Below are 14,648 nucleotides of genomic sequence, written 5' to 3'. Positions count from 1 at the left end.
AGGGACGAAAAGAAAAGGCAGGCGGATGCCGGATCACGGGACCCCATCAAAGTAGTACTTTGATGGGAACCCAGTCCGGCATGACGAGGAAGGGATGACGAATGAAGCTCTTGGTCGCCGTCAAGCGAGTGATCGATTATAACGTCAAGCCGCGGGTCAAGATGGATGGCTCGGGCGTCGATCTCGCCAACGTCAAAATGTCGATGAACCCGTTCGACGAGATTGCCGTCGAGGAGGCGATCCGCCTCAAGGAAAAGGGCGTCGCGACGGAGATTATCGCCGTGTCGGTTGGCCCGGCCAAGGCGCAGGAGACGCTTCGCACCGCGCTCGCCATGGGCGCGGATCGCGCCATCCTCGTCCAGACCGAGGAAGAGGTTGAGCCGCTCGCGGTCGCAAAGATACTGAAGGGCATCACGGCCGAGGAAAGTCCCGACCTCGTCATCCTCGGCAAGCAGGCAATCGACGACGACAGCAACCAGACGGGCCAGATGCTCGCCGCGCTGCTTGGCTGGCCGCAGGGCACTTTCGCATCCAAGGTCGAAGTCTCGGCAAGCGATCTTAACGTCACGCGCGAAGTCGATGGCGGACTCGAGACGGTCAAGCTGGCAACGCCGGCTATCGTGACCACCGACCTTCGCCTGAACGAGCCGCGCTACGCCTCGCTGCCCAACATCATGAAGGCCAAGTCGAAGCCGCTCGCAACCAAGTCGCCCGGCGACTATGGCGTCGACGTGGCGCCGCGGCTGGAGACGCTCAAGGTGACCGAACCGGCCAAGCGGCAGGCGGGGATCAAGGTCGGCTCGGTCGATGAGCTAGTTGGCAAGCTGAAGGCGCTGGGAGTGGCCAAATGAAGACTCTGGTTCTGGTCGAACATGACGGATCGTCGGTCAAGGATGCGACCCTCGCTGCCGTCACCGCCGCCTCCAGGCTCGGCGAAGTTCACTTGCTCGTCGCCGGCAAGGGTGTCGGCGCAATTGCCGATGCGGCGTCCAGGATCGCCGGTGTCGGCAAGGTCCACGTCGCCGACGGTGCGCACCTCGAGCACCAGCTGGCCGAGGATGTAGCTCCCGTCGCCGCCGCGCTGATGGGCAGCCACGACGCCTTCCTCGCCCCGGCAACGACCACCGGCAAGAATGTGGCGCCACGCGTCGCCGCACTGCTCGACGTGATGCAGATCTCCGACATCCTCTCGGTCGAGGGCGAGGACACCTTCACCCGGCCGATCTACGCCGGCAATGCCATCGCCACGGTCAGGTCGAAGGATGCCAAGAAGGTCATTACCGTTCGCGGGACGGCGTTCGAAAAGGCTGCGCCCAGCGGCGGTTCGGGCGCGATCGAGGCGGTCGATGCCGGCGGCGCGTCGGGCAAGTCGTCGTTCGTCGGCGCCGAATTGTCAAAATCCGAGCGGCCGGAACTGACCAGCGCCAAGGTGATCGTTTCGGGCGGCCGCGCCTTCGGTTCGTCGGACGACTTCCACAAGCTGCTCGATCCGCTGGCCGACAAGCTTGGCGCCGCCGTCGGTGCGTCTCGCGCCGCGGTCGATGCCGGTTACGCCCCGAACGATTATCAGGTCGGCCAGACCGGCAAGATTGTCGCGCCCGAAGTCTATGTCGCGATCGGCATTTCCGGCGCCATCCAGCACCTCGCCGGCATGAAGGATTCGAAAACCATCATCGCCATCAACAAGGACGAGGAAGCGCCGATTTTCCAGGTCGCGGACATTGGCCTGGTCGGCGACCTGTTCAAGATCGTCCCTGAGCTGACCGAAAAACTCTAGGGTTCGTCGGCGGAAAATAGCTCTCCCACCTCGTCGCGGTCGGCCGGTCTCTCCGTCGCCGCCGGGGCGAACCTTAGAATGGCGTAACCGGCAAGCGCCGAGAGCAATGAACCGGCCAAAGTCCCGACCTTGGCCTGGTCAACCAACTCAGGATTTCCGGGGAACGCCAGAGCGCCGATAAACAGGCTCATCGTGAACCCGATGCCGCACAGGATGGCGGCACCATAGAGCTGGCGCCAGCTGGCCGCCGCCGGCCGCGTGGCAATTCCCAACCGTACCGCTGCCCAGATGGCGCCGAAAATGCCGAGCTGCTTGCCGAGGAACAGTCCGGCAAGGATTGCCAGCGGCAATGGCCGGGCGAGGTCATCAACTCCGCCCAAGGCCACGCCGGCCGAAGCGAAGCCGAAGATCGGTACGATCGCAAACATCACCCAGGGATGGATGGCATGTTCCAGCTTCTTCAGCGGCGAGCGGCCTTCGCCCTGGCCGAGTGGAATGGTCAGCGCGGCCAGCACGCCCGAAATGGTCGCATGGACGCCGCTTGCCAGCACCAGCAGCCACAGCAACAGGAACCCGATCAGGAAGGGCCATAGGCGGCGTAGTCCGAACCGCCCCATTGCCGCCATCGCCAGCGTCAGCGCGAGTGCCGCGGCAAGTGCGGGGACATACAGGTCCGCCGTGTAGAACAGCGCGATGATCAGGACCGCTCCGATGTCGTCGACGATGGCAATGGCGACCAGCAGCAGCTTGATCGACGCGGGCGCATTGCGGCCGAGGATGGCCAGCACCCCGACCGCGAATGCGATGTCGGTCGCTGCCGGAATAGCCCAACCCCTGGCCAGGCCAGGATCGCCCCCGATCACTGCTAGAAACACGGCCGCGGGCAAGGCCATTCCGGCTATTGCGGCGATGATCGGCAGGCGCCGTTCGGCGGCGCTCGACAGCTGGCCGGCGTACCATTCGCGCTTCACTTCAAGGCCAACCAGCAGGAAGAAGACAGCCATCAGCCCATCGGCGACCCAATGGTGGAGGTCCATTTGCCCATGGCGCGGAAGGGGCGGGCCAATTTTCCAGTGGAGCAGGTCCTGATAGGTTCCGGCGAGCGGGCCGTTGGCGGCAAGCAGCGCGGCGGCCGCCGCGGCGATCAGTGCGATGCCGGCATATTTGTCCAGCAGCTGCTGCCGTTCAGGCGAATTGGCCATTTGCGATCGATATCAGGACCGCGATCGGGACGTCGAGACCCGTGATGCGATGCGCAAGCATCAGAGCTCGGCCTCCAACGTCCGCACCAGCTTTGACGCCGGCATCGGTCGGGACAGATTGGCGGCCCGGCCGGCCCATTGCGCGCCATAACCATATTCGCCCATGGCCTTGCCGGCGGAATGCAGCGCTTTGCCGAGGTCATAGGCGACTGGATAAGCCGGGATCTCGTCGTCCGAAATCGCACTTCCCAATGCCGTGAAGCGATTGCCGAGGCTGCGCGCCGGCCGGCCGGAGATGGCGCGGGTCATCACGGTTGGGCGATTGTCCGCGTCGGCCAGCGCCAGGCGAAAGCCCTCATCGGCGATGCTTTCATCGCAGGCGATGAATGCCGTGCCCAGCTGGGCCGCCGATGCTCCCGATTCCATTGCGGCGGTAATTCCCGAACCATCCATGATGCCGCCGGCGGCGATAATCGGCAGGTCAATCTTTCGTGCCAGCAGTCCGACCAATTCGGCAGTCTCCAACCGTTCGTCGGGCGCATCGGGGTCGAACAATCCGCGATGCCCGCCGGCTTCCCAGCCCTGGGCGACTATTGCATCTGCTCCGGCCCGGACAGAGGCCTGGGCCTCGGACAGGCTGGTGGCGGTCGCGACCAGCATGATTCCGGCCTGCCTCAGCTGCACGATCCACTCGTCGCGCGGCACGCCGAAATGAAAGCTGACAATGTGCGGCCGCGCCTCAAGCAGCATGGCCATCATCGCATCGTCTTCGACAAAGCTGCGATAGATCTCCCGCAGCCTTGGTGGCGGTTCCGCGCCAAGCGCCTCGAACTCTGGTCTCAACCGGTCGATCCAGGCTCGCTCCTTGGCCGCGTCGGCGACGGCGGGCCGATGACAGAACAGATTGACATTGAGCGGGCCGTCGGACCGCTGGCGGAATTCGGCGATGGCCTCGCGCGCCTCAGCGACGCTGCCGGCCCCAACGCCGATCGATCCCAGGCCACCGGCGTTGGTCACCGCCGCCGCCATGGCAGGGGTGGAAACACCGGCCATCGGGGCCTGGATAATCGGCAATCGGATGCCGAATTGATCTAGCAATGGGGGCATATTTGATAGCTCGCGCGACTGGAAACTGGCGCGGGCTGCTTACGCCATTCAATCGCTGGGGCGCCATCCCGCCGGTGCGCCCCGCACGCGAATGGGTGGCCGGGCGGGGGAGGCGCCGCCCGGCCGGGGGAGGTCAACGGCGGTTGTCGAGGCTCAGCGAGCCGCCACCGAAGGCAATGATCTGGAGGAGGCCTCCGGCCATCGCCACATTCTTGAAGAAGTGGATGAACTGGTTCTGGTCGACCAGGTTGGCGTGGAAGGTGAACGCCGTCAGCAGGCTGAACAGCGCCAAGATCGCCGCAACCAATCGCGTCCGGTATCCGACCACAAGAGCCAGTCCGCCGAGCAGTTCGATCGCGATTGCGCCAGCCAACGCCAGCGCCGGGAAGGGCAGGCCGGTAGAGTTGATGTAGCCAAGCGCCGAGGCTGGGTCGGCGGCCTTGCTGAATCCGCTCAGCAGGAAGATCGCCGCGATCAGGACCCGTCCGGCGGTCGCAAGATAGGAGGCGTTGGTATGACCGTTCTGGACGGCTGCATTGGCAACTGGAGCAATCATGGTCATTCCCCTTGTTTGGGTTGAATGAGCCACTGCTACTCGCCGAGTTTCATCGGTTTTAGCTTATAAATATCCGACAAATCATTCTATAATCTTGAATGATCCCTACAACGACGGCTGCGGGTCGCTTGCTCCCCGCTCGACAAATCGATCGAGCAGCCACTGGGTCGCGGGGCCGGGAGGCTGGTCACGGCGCCACAGGGCCGACAACGGGTAATTGCCACCGCGGTGGTCGGGCAGGTGAAGTTCGACAAGCCTGCCGCCGGCCAGGTCGTCTTGTACCATCTCGCGGGGCATGTTCCCCCATCCGATGCCCTCCAGCAGCAGCGCATGCTTTGCGCCGAGATCGGCGAGGCGCCAGCTCCTGCTCGCCATGACCCCGAAGTCGCGGCCTTCCGTAAGGGGCGAACGGTCGGTGAGCACCAATTGGGTGTAGGCCCGTGCTACCCCGGGGCTCGGCTGCTTTATCAGGGCGAGCGGATGAGTCGGGGCGGCGACCGGGATTAGCTCGATGGATCCGGCCGAGCTGCGCTCGAAAGCAGGATCGTCGGCGATCACCGGCCCGCCTATCCCAAGCTGCGCCGTGCCATCCAGCACCAGCGCGGCAATCGCACCCAGCGCCTCGGCATGGAGACGCAGCGAAACGGTAGGAAAAGCGAATTGAAATTCGCGCAATATCACGGCGACGCGCCGCGACGGGATCAGGACGTCGACTGCCAGGGTTACTTCAGGTTCCAGCCCCTCAAGCAATCCACGCACTTTCGCCCGAAGGCCGTCAACGTCGTTCGAGATCCCGCGTGCTTCGGAAAGCACGGCCTGGCCGGCCTCGGTCAGCTTGGGCTTCCTCGAGCCCTCACGCTCGAACAGCGACACGCCAAGCTGTGCCTCGAGATTGACGATTCCATAGCTGATGACGGAGACCGCCCGGTTGAGCTTGCGCGCTGCGCCATTGAAGCTCCCCTCATCGACGACGGCGAGGAAGATTTTGAGCTGGTCGAAGGTTGGATATCCGGGATTCGCCATTCAACTTTTCCGAATAGATTGTTGTACTTTATCCCCATTCTCCGGAATGAATTCAACGCCTATCTCTCCCCCAGCAAAGGAGAGAAGCAATGGCCAGCGGTTCGCTGAAGCTATCGAAATCGGAATGGCGGCATGTCTCGGACATCGCGGCCCAGATCGATTGGGTGCGCTATTCGGCCGCTACCCGTTACGCCGAATTGGAAGCAGGCCTTGATGGCCGGACTTCCTCGGCGCTGCGCCAATTGCTTCGAGTCATGTAAGGAGCATGGATATGATCGAGGTCAGGAAATTCGACACGCTGGGCGGGGCCGATCATGGCTGGCTGAACGCCAAGCATCATTTCTCGTTCGCGGACTATTATGATCCGGCGCGGACAAGCTGGGGCAATCTGCGCGTCTGGAACGACGATCTCATCCAGCCGAAGACTGGTTTCCCGCCGCATCCGCATGCCAACATGGAAATCATCACCTACGTTCGCGAAGGGGCGATCAGCCATCGCGACAATCTTGGCAATTCGGGACGGACCGAAGCCGGCGACGTCCAGGTGATGTCTGCCGGCAGCGGCATCGCTCACTCCGAATATAATCTTGAGGATGAGGCCACCCGGATCTTCCAGATCTGGATCCTCCCTGACGAGCAGGGCGGCCAGCCGCAATGGGGGGCTCGCCCCTTTCCCAAGGGCGATCGTGCCGGCAAATTTGTGGCGCTGGCTTCGGGCATCGACGGTGATGATGCGCTTCCAATCCGCGCCAGGGCGCGGGTCTCGGGTGCCACGCTGAAGGCTGGCGAGAGCGCGACCTATGCTCTCGGCAAGGACCGCAAGGCCTATCTCGTTCCGGCAACCGGCCGAGTCGAAATTGACGGCCAGCTTATCGAGGCTCGCGATGGTGCAGCGATTGCCGACCTTGACGAGGTCATTGTGACCGCGATCGAAGACAGTGAGGTCGTCCTGGTCGACGTGGCCTAGCGCAACCGGCGAGGGAATGGCTCCCGAAAGTGGAGCGGCCCGATGCGGCGTAGAGGCGCATCGGGCCGCTTTCCGAGGAGCTACGGAACGAACGACGTGGGCTAATTCATCGTCCGAACGGCGACGGCAATGTTGGCGATCGCCACCGCTTCAAGCGTCCCGTAGCGCACGCCGGTTTCAGGAAGGGAGTCGAACCGGCGTGGATCCTGACTATCCGCACCGGCCGCCTGCCAGGCCATCGGGCTTTGTGCTGATCCGGGCGTAGGCCGGGCTGGGACCGGCCGAGGCTCCCCTCGGGATATGACCGGATGTACCAAGGGGACGATAGTCCGCAGACAGATTCCGCCACTAGGTGGCGATCACTGGAGATCGGTGATCCGAAAGGCGGCTCGATGCCCCCTCTTTTCGAGCCGCCTTTCGCTCATCCGGCGGCGCTCCAGGACCGCGACGGGTCAGGCCAGCTTGCGGTAGATCCGAACGACGATCTCTTCGACGATCACCATCGTCACGACGACGATGATCAGCCACACAATCCCGTGGAGCACGCCTTCGAACTTCACATCGTCGGCGAACACAAAGGACAGGGCTTCCAGGATAACGAACTTGGATCCGAACAGGACCAGCCAGGCGCAGAAGAAACGCAGCGCCTTCCACCATCCGCCGCTCTTGTTCTTGAAGTGACCCGCCACCCAATGCTCGACGGCGATCGTCCCCTTGAGGAGGAACTGCAGCACGACCGACGCAAGCAACATGGTCGTGAAGGAGTTCACATAAACCTTGTCGGAATATTCGTCGAACAGCCCGAGCACGACCAGGTCGACCAGCGCTCCGACGAAATAGAGCAGGAACAGACGCTGTCGGTCGGAATAGACCTTGCCCATCGCCGGCATCAGTCCGTCGGTGGTCGCAGTCCCAGGCGCTGCAGTCATGGCTGTTGCCTCAATTGGTTGAACATACGGCCGCTTGCTCCGGTCAAGGGGAGCAGCGGCCGCAGGTTTCGTATCGACGCTATTGTTGTACCGTCACCGTGGCTGGATCGGGCACCGACACATAGACCACCGTGTCCCCCTCATACTGCGGCTGATAGTAAGCGCCGCCGCACGAGTAATAGGTATAGGTGTGATAGGGGTATGGTGAGCATCCGCCTGGCAGGCCATAATAGGCCGAGCCGTACGCCACCGCCGTCGCCCATGCCGCGGTCGCCCCGATCGCGATCCCTGCGCCGATCGGATAATCGCCCCAGCCGTCCCAATCACCGCCCCAATCATTGTCGATGTTGATATCGCCGGTGTTGATATTGCCATTGTTGATATTGTTGCCGCTACCGACCTGGTTGCGACCGCCACCCTGGCTTGGCCGCTGACCGGGCCGTCCAGCGCCACCGACGCCGCCAACGCCGCCGACACCGCCGACACCGCCGACACCGCCAACGCCGCCCACGCCGCCAACGCCGCCGACACCGCCAACACCGCCAACACCGCCAACACCGCCGGCGCCGCCGACACCGCCAGGTTTGCCGGGCCTGCCGGCACCGCCGACGCCGCCAACACCTCCGGGCTTGCCTGCTCCGCCGACACCGCCGACACCGCCGACACCGCCGACACCGCCGGGCTTGCCGGCTCCACCGACACCGCCGGGCTTGCCGGCGCTTCCAATGCCTCCGACGCCGCTCGGGCGGTTCGATGGCCGGCTATATCCGCCGGATCCGCCGGACGGGCGGCTGTAGCTGCCGCCGCGGCTAAACCCGGACTGTCCACCGCCATAGCTGCCACGGCTGGAACTGCTTCCGCCGAACCCGCCCCTGCTGGAACTGCTTCCGCCGAAACCACCACGGCTGGCACTGCTGCCACCGCGGCTGAACCCGCCGCCGCCGCCGCGGCTCATGCTGCTCGATCCGCCGCGGCTGAAACCGCCGCCACCGCGTCCGCCGCCGCCGCCGCCGCGTCCGCCGCGGGCTTCGACTTCCTGGATCATGAAGGCGGTCAGGCCAACGAAGGCGCTGAGCATCGCCAGAGTTTGCATTTTGCCGCGCATTTTACTCTCCCGATCCCTTGTAGGTGGCGATTTGAATGCGCTTGGCATTCGCATCGGGGACAAAAGTGAAATCCGCGTCCGTGTACGTCGGATTCAATTGCCAGGTCAGACGAGCGGTGAATGTCGGCCGCGCCGGATCGGTCCGGTCGACGATCACCAGCTTGCGGGGCCAGGGCTGGTCGCCCTTTTGCACCCAAACCTCCCAATCCACGTCTGCTTCGCGGAATGCAAAATGATCGGTCTCGACGCCATCGATGGTCGCCGATCCGACCTCATAGGCCGATTTCAGCGCCGCTAGGCGATCGGCACTGGTACCGTCCCCCCAGCGGAACAGGTCTTCCAGCGGCAGCTGGATCCCGAACTTGGCGTAGATGGTATCCAGCACTTCCTTGTTCGTCGCGGGCGCCGGGACCGATGCATAATAGCCTAGCTTGGGCGAAAAGACCGTGAAGGTCTTGCCATCGTAGATGAACCTGCGGCTCTTGATGTCGCTCTGATAGTCGACGACGAAGCCTGCTGGTTTCCGGGCCTTGTAAGTCGTGACCCCGTCAAGCTGGATGCGCTGGCCATCGTTGGTAACAACATCCAGGCTTCCCTGCGACGTGATGCCCAGCGTGTTGGCGGTCATCAGGAAGGCGCTCATTTCCTTCAGGGCGTCGATCGCGCCGTCTTCGATGACGCCTTCATTGGCAATGGGATCTTCCTGTGCATATTGAGGCATTGCGACGCCTGATCGTTGCCCGGGATCCTGGGCCGCGGCCCCCTGAACGGTGGCAAGTGCGAGGGCCAGTCCGATGCCGATCGCAGTTCGAGGAAGACGACTCATTCGACCTTCTCCATGGTTGAAGGTGTGGAAATTGAGCCATCGCGTAACATCGCCGGACACCGGCTCTCATCGGGCGAACCCCTATGTCGGCGGGGTAACGTCCCTGAGTTCCTGCAATTTGGTTTGACCCCCTGGGCAGCCCTTGTTTCCGTACGTCCCGGCTGCATAGCCCGGCAGCGTCCGGCCTTGGGTTTTCCCTGATTGGATTTGATGCTTTGAAACGTACGAGGGAAGCTGGCTTACAGGGGGCGAATGTGGGATTTCATCTCTACATTTGGCCGTTTGACGAGCAGTTGCGGTTAGTAAATCACTTGCCAGTGAGTTGATGGATACATGACGAGCCCAATTCGACGAATCATGATTGTCGATGACCACGACTCGATCCGTCGCGGGGTCCGTCAGCTGCTCGAAACGACGCCTTATTATCAGGTCGTGGGCGAAGCGGCCGACGGCCGGGCTGGATTGGAACTAGCCCGCGAAACGCGACCCGATATTGCGATCCTCGACTATTCCCTGCCTGAATTGAACGGGCTCGACCTGTCCCATGCGCTCAAGCGGGAATTCCCTCGCATCGAAATCCTGCTCTACACCATGCACGACCGCGAAGAGATCATCATGGACGTGCTCCGCGCCGGAGTTCGCGGATTTGTGCTCAAGTCCGACACGGAACGGCACCTGATCGCGGCACTCGACGCGCTGTCGATCCGCAGGCCTTATTTTTCGGGTGCCATTTCCGATACGCTCCTCGAGCAGTTTCTGGAAAGCAAGCCGCATCCACTGGCCAGCAGCCTGACCCACCGGGAACGGGAAGTCGTCCAGCAGGTCGCCGAAGGACGGATCAACAAGGAAATCGCTGCCCGGCTGAACATCAGCATCAAAACAGTCGAAACGCACCGCGCCAGCGCAATGCGAAAGCTGAAACTAAGGACGACCGCGGACCTGGTCCGTTACGCGGTTCGAAATCAGCTTATCCAGGCCTGAATTCCGGTGCGGGGCCGGCGAACCGTCAGGCCGCGACCAATGGCACGACCACCGAAATCCTGGTGCCTTGCTTCAGGCTTCTGACATTGAACCGCCCGCCATGCATTTCCACGCGATGGCGCATGCCCTGCAGGCCGATGCCTTGCTCCCTGGAACTTTTGACGGCCGACGCGATCCCGATGCCGTCATCGGATACGGTCAGGTGGAGCCGGTCGACGTCCCTCGCGAGAACCACCTTGGCCGAAGATGCGCGCGAATGACGGTGAATATTGACCAAGGCCTCCTGGGCCACGCGCAACAAGGTCGTTGAAATCGGATCGGCTACCGCCGAGCGTTCGCCAAGGCATCTGAAACTGGTCCGGATGCCCGTCCGCTTGCCGAACCCGTTCACCAAAGACTGAACGGCTTCACACAGTCCACGACCGCTGAGTTCAGCGGGGTGATGCAGGAATGCAAGCGCCCGGATTTCCCTGTCGATTTGAAGGACTATGCCCTGAATCTCATCGATCAGACCATCGTGGCCGCTATTCTGCTCCATCAGTCGCAGTCGAGCGACGCTGAGCTGGAGCGACACCAGTAGCTGACCGGCGGAATCGTGCAGCTCCTGCCCCATGCGCCGCCGCTCATATTCGTGGATGTTGAGCAGTTGCTCCATCGCCGGTTCATTCGCCGGCGAGTCTGCCGCGGCAATGTCCACCAATTCGGCGTCGAATTTCATGATCGAAGAGCTTGCGGCGTTGAGTAATAGTTCCCCTGACGCAAGTGACGGCAGGTCCAACTGTTTACTCCCAAGCTGCATTGCCAATTCCCGCGAGCATCGCCCCTAAACAAACGAACGGGACATGTTGATTCGGCAATTTAACCTACATTAAATACCAACTTATGTCATGCGGGTTGTCCCTTAGGGGTACATCCCATGACTGCCCGGGCCAGTCTTGCCCACTGGAGCCATTAATTCCCGCCGACCTGCGTAAGCTCTTCCAGCCGCTTGCGCGCGGAACTGGCGAAATCGCGTGCGACGGATTTAACCGTGTCGCCGGTTGAAAGCGTAGCCGGCACGTCGAGCGGATCGGGAGTCCGGCGCCTGACCGCTGCCAGCATCAGCTCGTTGGTTTGGCCGTCAAAGGCTTCGACGGCATAGAGCACCGATCCGGTAAATGTCCCCTTCTTGCCGAGCGCACTCTTCAATGCGCTCGTCGCGAAACCCACCGGCGTAACCCGGGTCGCGGTTGCAACGCCGCCCTTGGTTTTCTTGGCGCCCAGGATCGTCACTTTTATGCGCAGCGTGTCGGCCTGGGGCTTGGCGGGAACAGGAAAGGTTTTTGCAAGCTCGGATCTCAGTTCATCCGTGATCATGGCCGCATATTTCGACCGGTCCGCGGCATCGATATCGTCGAACTGCGCATCTGGCCCACTGTAGACGACCGTGGGGTCGACGATCACGGTGCGATATTTGAGGAATGCCGCCTGTGGCTGGGCGTATGTCCACGATTCCGTCCCGGGCTTGTCCTGCATCATCTTGCGGGCCGATGAGAGCGAAACCGGCGCCTGCTCCTTGGTTTGCGCCTGGGCGGGTACGGCAATCGTCATCGCGACGGCGGAAAGTGCGAACGCGCGTAGAAGAGACACAGACATAAGCCACCATTTCCAATTATTGTCGATTGAACCCTATTCGGGGTGACACCCGCCGAAGATTCCCTCCATCAGGACAAACCCTCAGCCTCGATCGGACTCAATCGGTAGGGCGCGCCCGTGATTGATGGCGATGGTTCAATGACCCGACGAAGGCGTCTGGCCAGTGATCGGGACGTCGAACCCTGGCGGCGATTTCTGCCAGTTATAACCTGATTTCGCCGCATTGACGCCGACGTCGTACAGCGCCTTCATAAAGGCTGTGTCGAACATCTCATTGTGGGGCACGTTGAAGGTTGCGGGGATGTAGGTGAGATTGAAATCGACGCCGTCGCGCTGGGTTACGGAGTAGACCCGGTAAAGGTCTCCGATGCCCTGGGTGCGAGTGAGGGAATCGATCGCTCGCATGGCAATCGTCATCGTCCGACGCTCGGTGCTTGCCCAGTCGGCATCGAGGCGGGCGTTGCGGAGGATATAGGCGACGCGCTTGCGAGGGGCGGCATTCTTGGCCGATACCGATGGCGGGTAGAGAAACAGCTGGGCCACCGTGCCGCCGTCGACATGCATTTCCTGATAGCGCGTGCCGCCGAGGTTCACGTCGAGCATTACGGGAGGGAAGGCTCCTGGTATCGACGCCGACGCGAGCAGGATGTTTGCGAATAGCGCGACTGCTTCGGGGTCCTTGCGCGATGCGATCGCGCCCATGTTCCAGATTACCGGTTCCAGCGAATCCAGGTTGGTCGTTCCGACCAGCAGGATCCGACCCTTGGCATATTCGGCGGCGATTTCGTCAAGCAGTTCGCGGTTGACGTATGACGAGATGACGTTGTGAAGCGGCCGAGTGTCCGCCATCGAGTCACCGAATAGCGCGCTCATGATTCCGCGCTTCTTGAAAATGTCCTGCTGCGCGGTGGACGTGTAGACGCGTTCGAGCACATAATCATATTTGGGGCCCAGGAAGGCGAAGGGCGCGATAAGCGCACCGGTACTGATCCCGGTAACAACCTTGAATTGCGGACGGGTGCCAGACGCGGTCCAACCATTGAGGAAGCCGGCTCCATAGGCGCCATTGTCGCCGCCACCCGAGACCGCGAGAAAATATGCAGGCGGAAGGTCAGGGCCTTGCCCCTGGCTCGCCAACCACTGCTTTTCCCGATCTTGCGCTCGCAATGCTTCGGCGGCGAAACTGTCCGTTTCCCGAGAGACCAGGAATCGGATCGGGCCGAAGGCCTCACTCGTTTGCGAGATTTGCGACACCGGCACGGCCGGTAGCCGCTCTGGAGTTGAGCATCCGGCAACTGCAAGTTGAAGGGACACTGCAACCAAAACTGATTTTGACCAAGCGGAAGCCATAACATCCTCCCAGGACGAGAGTGCCGGCTTCCACGTTGCGGCGGCCGCAGGCCATCGATTGAAACCCCGAGAATGGGCGCAGTAATTTCGGGACTAACCCCCAGTCCGCATTGCTTCGTCGGCGCTCTGTTCGTGGTAGCTGTCAGCTAGTTGCCGGCATGACGAGCCTTGGCTTTGAGCCGCGGCCAAAGCAGGGCGATCATGCCGGTTGCAAAAATGCAGGCGATAACAAATTGCACCAATCGCGCTCCCCAGGTCCCCGAATTGGCCGGGCCTTTCAAAATCGCCAGGTCGAAGATCACCATGGTGGCATTATAGGCAATCAGCGCATTGCCGCCGCGTACTCCGCCTTTCGCAATTTCGAGAGCGAACCCGATCCCGATCAGGAATGTGATCAATGAAAGCGTCGTCAGCGTCGGAGCAATTGCGAGCAAGTAAAAGGCCGCGATCGCGATGATTCCGCCGACGAAATTGCCAATCAGCTTGGCCCAGGCGCTGGCGCTGCTGCGCTCTTCCTCCATCTTCGCGACCAGTAGGGCCGTCGTCAGCAGCACCGGAATGGCGTCGGTCAGGCCGAACATCAGAAACCCGAGCATCATCGGCAGCACGATCAGCATGCCCAACGCCGCTGCCGCGGCGGGCGAAGCAAAGCCAAGCGGCGGAGGATCGGGACTTTTGGGAGACGGAAGTGGCCAGATCGCATGGGCGATCCAGGTAAAGATTACAGCGAGCAGCATCGCCCGGACCAATATCGCCGGGAACATCCCGGCAAATTCGGAGACGGTCAGCGTCATCACCGGAACGACAGTTATGCAGATCAGCAGCAGGGTCAGCGGCAATTGGGCCTTCGCCTGCGCCAGACCGTAGAAAATCAGGAACAGGATCAGGCCGATCGATCCGAACAGCAGGTGCGGAACCTGACTCAGGAAGGTGGTGAGAAAGAATGACAGCCAGGCGCTCACCGCCATGACGATTACGAGCCCAAGACCGAGCTTGAACGGAGGCGAGAATGGCAGGTTGGCGAGCAACACTCCGGTTAGCACCGGGGCTAGGGCAGACGGCTGCCAGCCCATCCACTGGCAGATGATATATGCCGCAGTGGTTCCAATACTGAACCGCAGAATGAAATGAGTCCGCGCCGCTTCGGCAAGCTCGAGCCCCGACGGCTTGGGGGCCGCGGCGCTCGCCAT

17 protein-coding genes are annotated in these 14,648 nt (G+C 62.1%); 5 read left to right on the top strand and 12 right to left on the bottom strand.

Annotation, left to right across the window (positions count from 1 at the left end; genetic code table 11):
* Positions 1–101 precede the first annotated feature (101 nt).
* On the top strand, positions 102–851 hold the full coding sequence (locus LZ518_RS09285) for an electron transfer flavoprotein subunit beta/FixA family protein (RefSeq protein WP_249915715.1): 750 nt from the start codon (positions 102–104) through the stop codon (positions 849–851).
* Positions 848–1,777: an electron transfer flavoprotein subunit alpha/FixB family protein gene (locus LZ518_RS09280; RefSeq protein WP_249915714.1), complete on the top strand. Its 930-nt coding sequence runs from the start codon at positions 848–850 to the stop codon at positions 1,775–1,777. Before LZ518_RS09285 ends, LZ518_RS09280 begins: the two co-directional genes overlap by 4 nt.
* Here the strand turns inward: LZ518_RS09280 and nhaA are convergent.
* The 4 genes from nhaA to LZ518_RS09260 form a co-directional block, all read right to left on the bottom strand.
* Positions 1,774–2,979 (bottom strand): Na+/H+ antiporter NhaA, encoded by a 1,206-nt coding sequence (nhaA, locus tag LZ518_RS09275; RefSeq protein ID WP_249915713.1) that lies wholly within the window; start codon positions 2,977–2,979, stop codon positions 1,774–1,776. The genes LZ518_RS09280 and nhaA overlap by 4 nt on opposite strands.
* A gap of 60 nt (positions 2,980–3,039) precedes the next feature.
* Positions 3,040–4,086, bottom strand: a complete 1,047-nt coding sequence (locus LZ518_RS09270; RefSeq protein WP_249915712.1) for an NAD(P)H-dependent flavin oxidoreductase — start codon at positions 4,084–4,086, stop codon at positions 3,040–3,042.
* Between the two features lie 133 nt (positions 4,087–4,219).
* Positions 4,220–4,642, bottom strand: a complete 423-nt coding sequence (locus LZ518_RS09265; RefSeq protein ID WP_249915711.1) for a DoxX family protein — start codon at positions 4,640–4,642, stop codon at positions 4,220–4,222.
* A gap of 105 nt (positions 4,643–4,747) precedes the next feature.
* Positions 4,748–5,665 carry a LysR family transcriptional regulator gene (locus tag LZ518_RS09260; RefSeq protein WP_249915710.1) on the bottom strand — a complete coding sequence of 306 codons (918 nt, stop codon included), beginning with the start codon at positions 5,663–5,665 and terminating at the stop codon, positions 4,748–4,750.
* A gap of 89 nt (positions 5,666–5,754) precedes the next feature.
* Here LZ518_RS09260 and LZ518_RS09255 point away from each other — a divergent pair, with 89 nt between their 5' ends.
* Positions 5,755–5,925 carry a hypothetical protein gene (locus tag LZ518_RS09255; RefSeq protein ID WP_249915709.1) on the top strand — a complete coding sequence of 57 codons (171 nt, stop codon included), beginning with the start codon at positions 5,755–5,757 and terminating at the stop codon, positions 5,923–5,925.
* An 11-nt stretch (positions 5,926–5,936) separates the two neighbouring features.
* A complete protein-coding gene (locus LZ518_RS09250) occupies positions 5,937–6,632 on the top strand; it encodes a pirin family protein (RefSeq protein ID WP_249915708.1) in 696 nt (231 codons plus the stop codon).
* A gap of 101 nt (positions 6,633–6,733) precedes the next feature.
* Here the strand turns inward: LZ518_RS09250 and LZ518_RS09245 are convergent, their stop codons facing one another.
* From LZ518_RS09245 to LZ518_RS09230, 4 genes are all read right to left on the bottom strand, one after another.
* A complete protein-coding gene (locus LZ518_RS09245; protein ID WP_249915707.1) occupies positions 6,734–6,871 on the bottom strand; it encodes a hypothetical protein in 138 nt (45 codons plus the stop codon).
* Positions 6,872–7,084: 213 nt separating this feature from the next.
* Complete coding sequence (locus LZ518_RS09240; protein WP_249915706.1) at positions 7,085–7,561, bottom strand: hypothetical protein; 477 nt, start codon at positions 7,559–7,561, stop codon at positions 7,085–7,087.
* 79 nt (positions 7,562–7,640) lie between these two features.
* Positions 7,641–8,666, bottom strand: coding sequence for a hypothetical protein (locus tag LZ518_RS09235; RefSeq protein ID WP_249915705.1), 1,026 nt, complete (start codon positions 8,664–8,666; stop codon positions 7,641–7,643).
* Between the two features lies 1 nt (position 8,667).
* Positions 8,668–9,492, bottom strand: coding sequence for a DUF2092 domain-containing protein (locus tag LZ518_RS09230; protein WP_249915704.1), 825 nt, complete (start codon positions 9,490–9,492; stop codon positions 8,668–8,670).
* Between the two features lie 357 nt (positions 9,493–9,849).
* Here LZ518_RS09230 and LZ518_RS09225 point away from each other — a divergent pair, with 357 nt between their 5' ends.
* Positions 9,850–10,473 carry a response regulator gene (locus tag LZ518_RS09225; protein WP_348538675.1) on the top strand — a complete coding sequence of 208 codons (624 nt, stop codon included), beginning with the start codon at positions 9,850–9,852 and terminating at the stop codon, positions 10,471–10,473.
* Between the two features lie 25 nt (positions 10,474–10,498).
* Here the strand turns inward: LZ518_RS09225 and LZ518_RS09220 are convergent, their stop codons facing one another.
* The 4 genes from LZ518_RS09220 to LZ518_RS09205 all read right to left on the bottom strand — a co-directional run bounded on the left by LZ518_RS09220 (position 10,499) and on the right by LZ518_RS09205 (position 14,648).
* Positions 10,499–11,191 carry a sensor histidine kinase gene (locus tag LZ518_RS09220; protein ID WP_249915702.1) on the bottom strand — a complete coding sequence of 231 codons (693 nt, stop codon included), beginning with the start codon at positions 11,189–11,191 and terminating at the stop codon, positions 10,499–10,501.
* Between the two features lie 233 nt (positions 11,192–11,424).
* On the bottom strand, positions 11,425–12,108 hold the full coding sequence (locus LZ518_RS09215; RefSeq protein ID WP_249915701.1) for a DUF3313 domain-containing protein: 684 nt from the start codon (positions 12,106–12,108) through the stop codon (positions 11,425–11,427).
* A 135-nt stretch (positions 12,109–12,243) separates the two neighbouring features.
* Entirely contained in the window at positions 12,244–13,422 is a 1,179-nt protein-coding gene (locus tag LZ518_RS09210; RefSeq protein WP_249915700.1) for a patatin-like phospholipase family protein, read from the bottom strand.
* A gap of 182 nt (positions 13,423–13,604) precedes the next feature.
* Positions 13,605–14,648, bottom strand: coding sequence for a DUF2955 domain-containing protein (locus tag LZ518_RS09205; RefSeq protein WP_249915699.1), 1,044 nt, complete (start codon positions 14,646–14,648; stop codon positions 13,605–13,607).

It is taken from the genome of Sphingomonas brevis, from assembly GCF_023516505.1.
Classification (GTDB): domain Bacteria; phylum Pseudomonadota; class Alphaproteobacteria; order Sphingomonadales; family Sphingomonadaceae; genus Sphingomicrobium; species Sphingomicrobium breve.
Note: the sequence above shows the minus strand (reverse complement) of the source record. Positions and strands in the feature narration are given on the sequence as shown.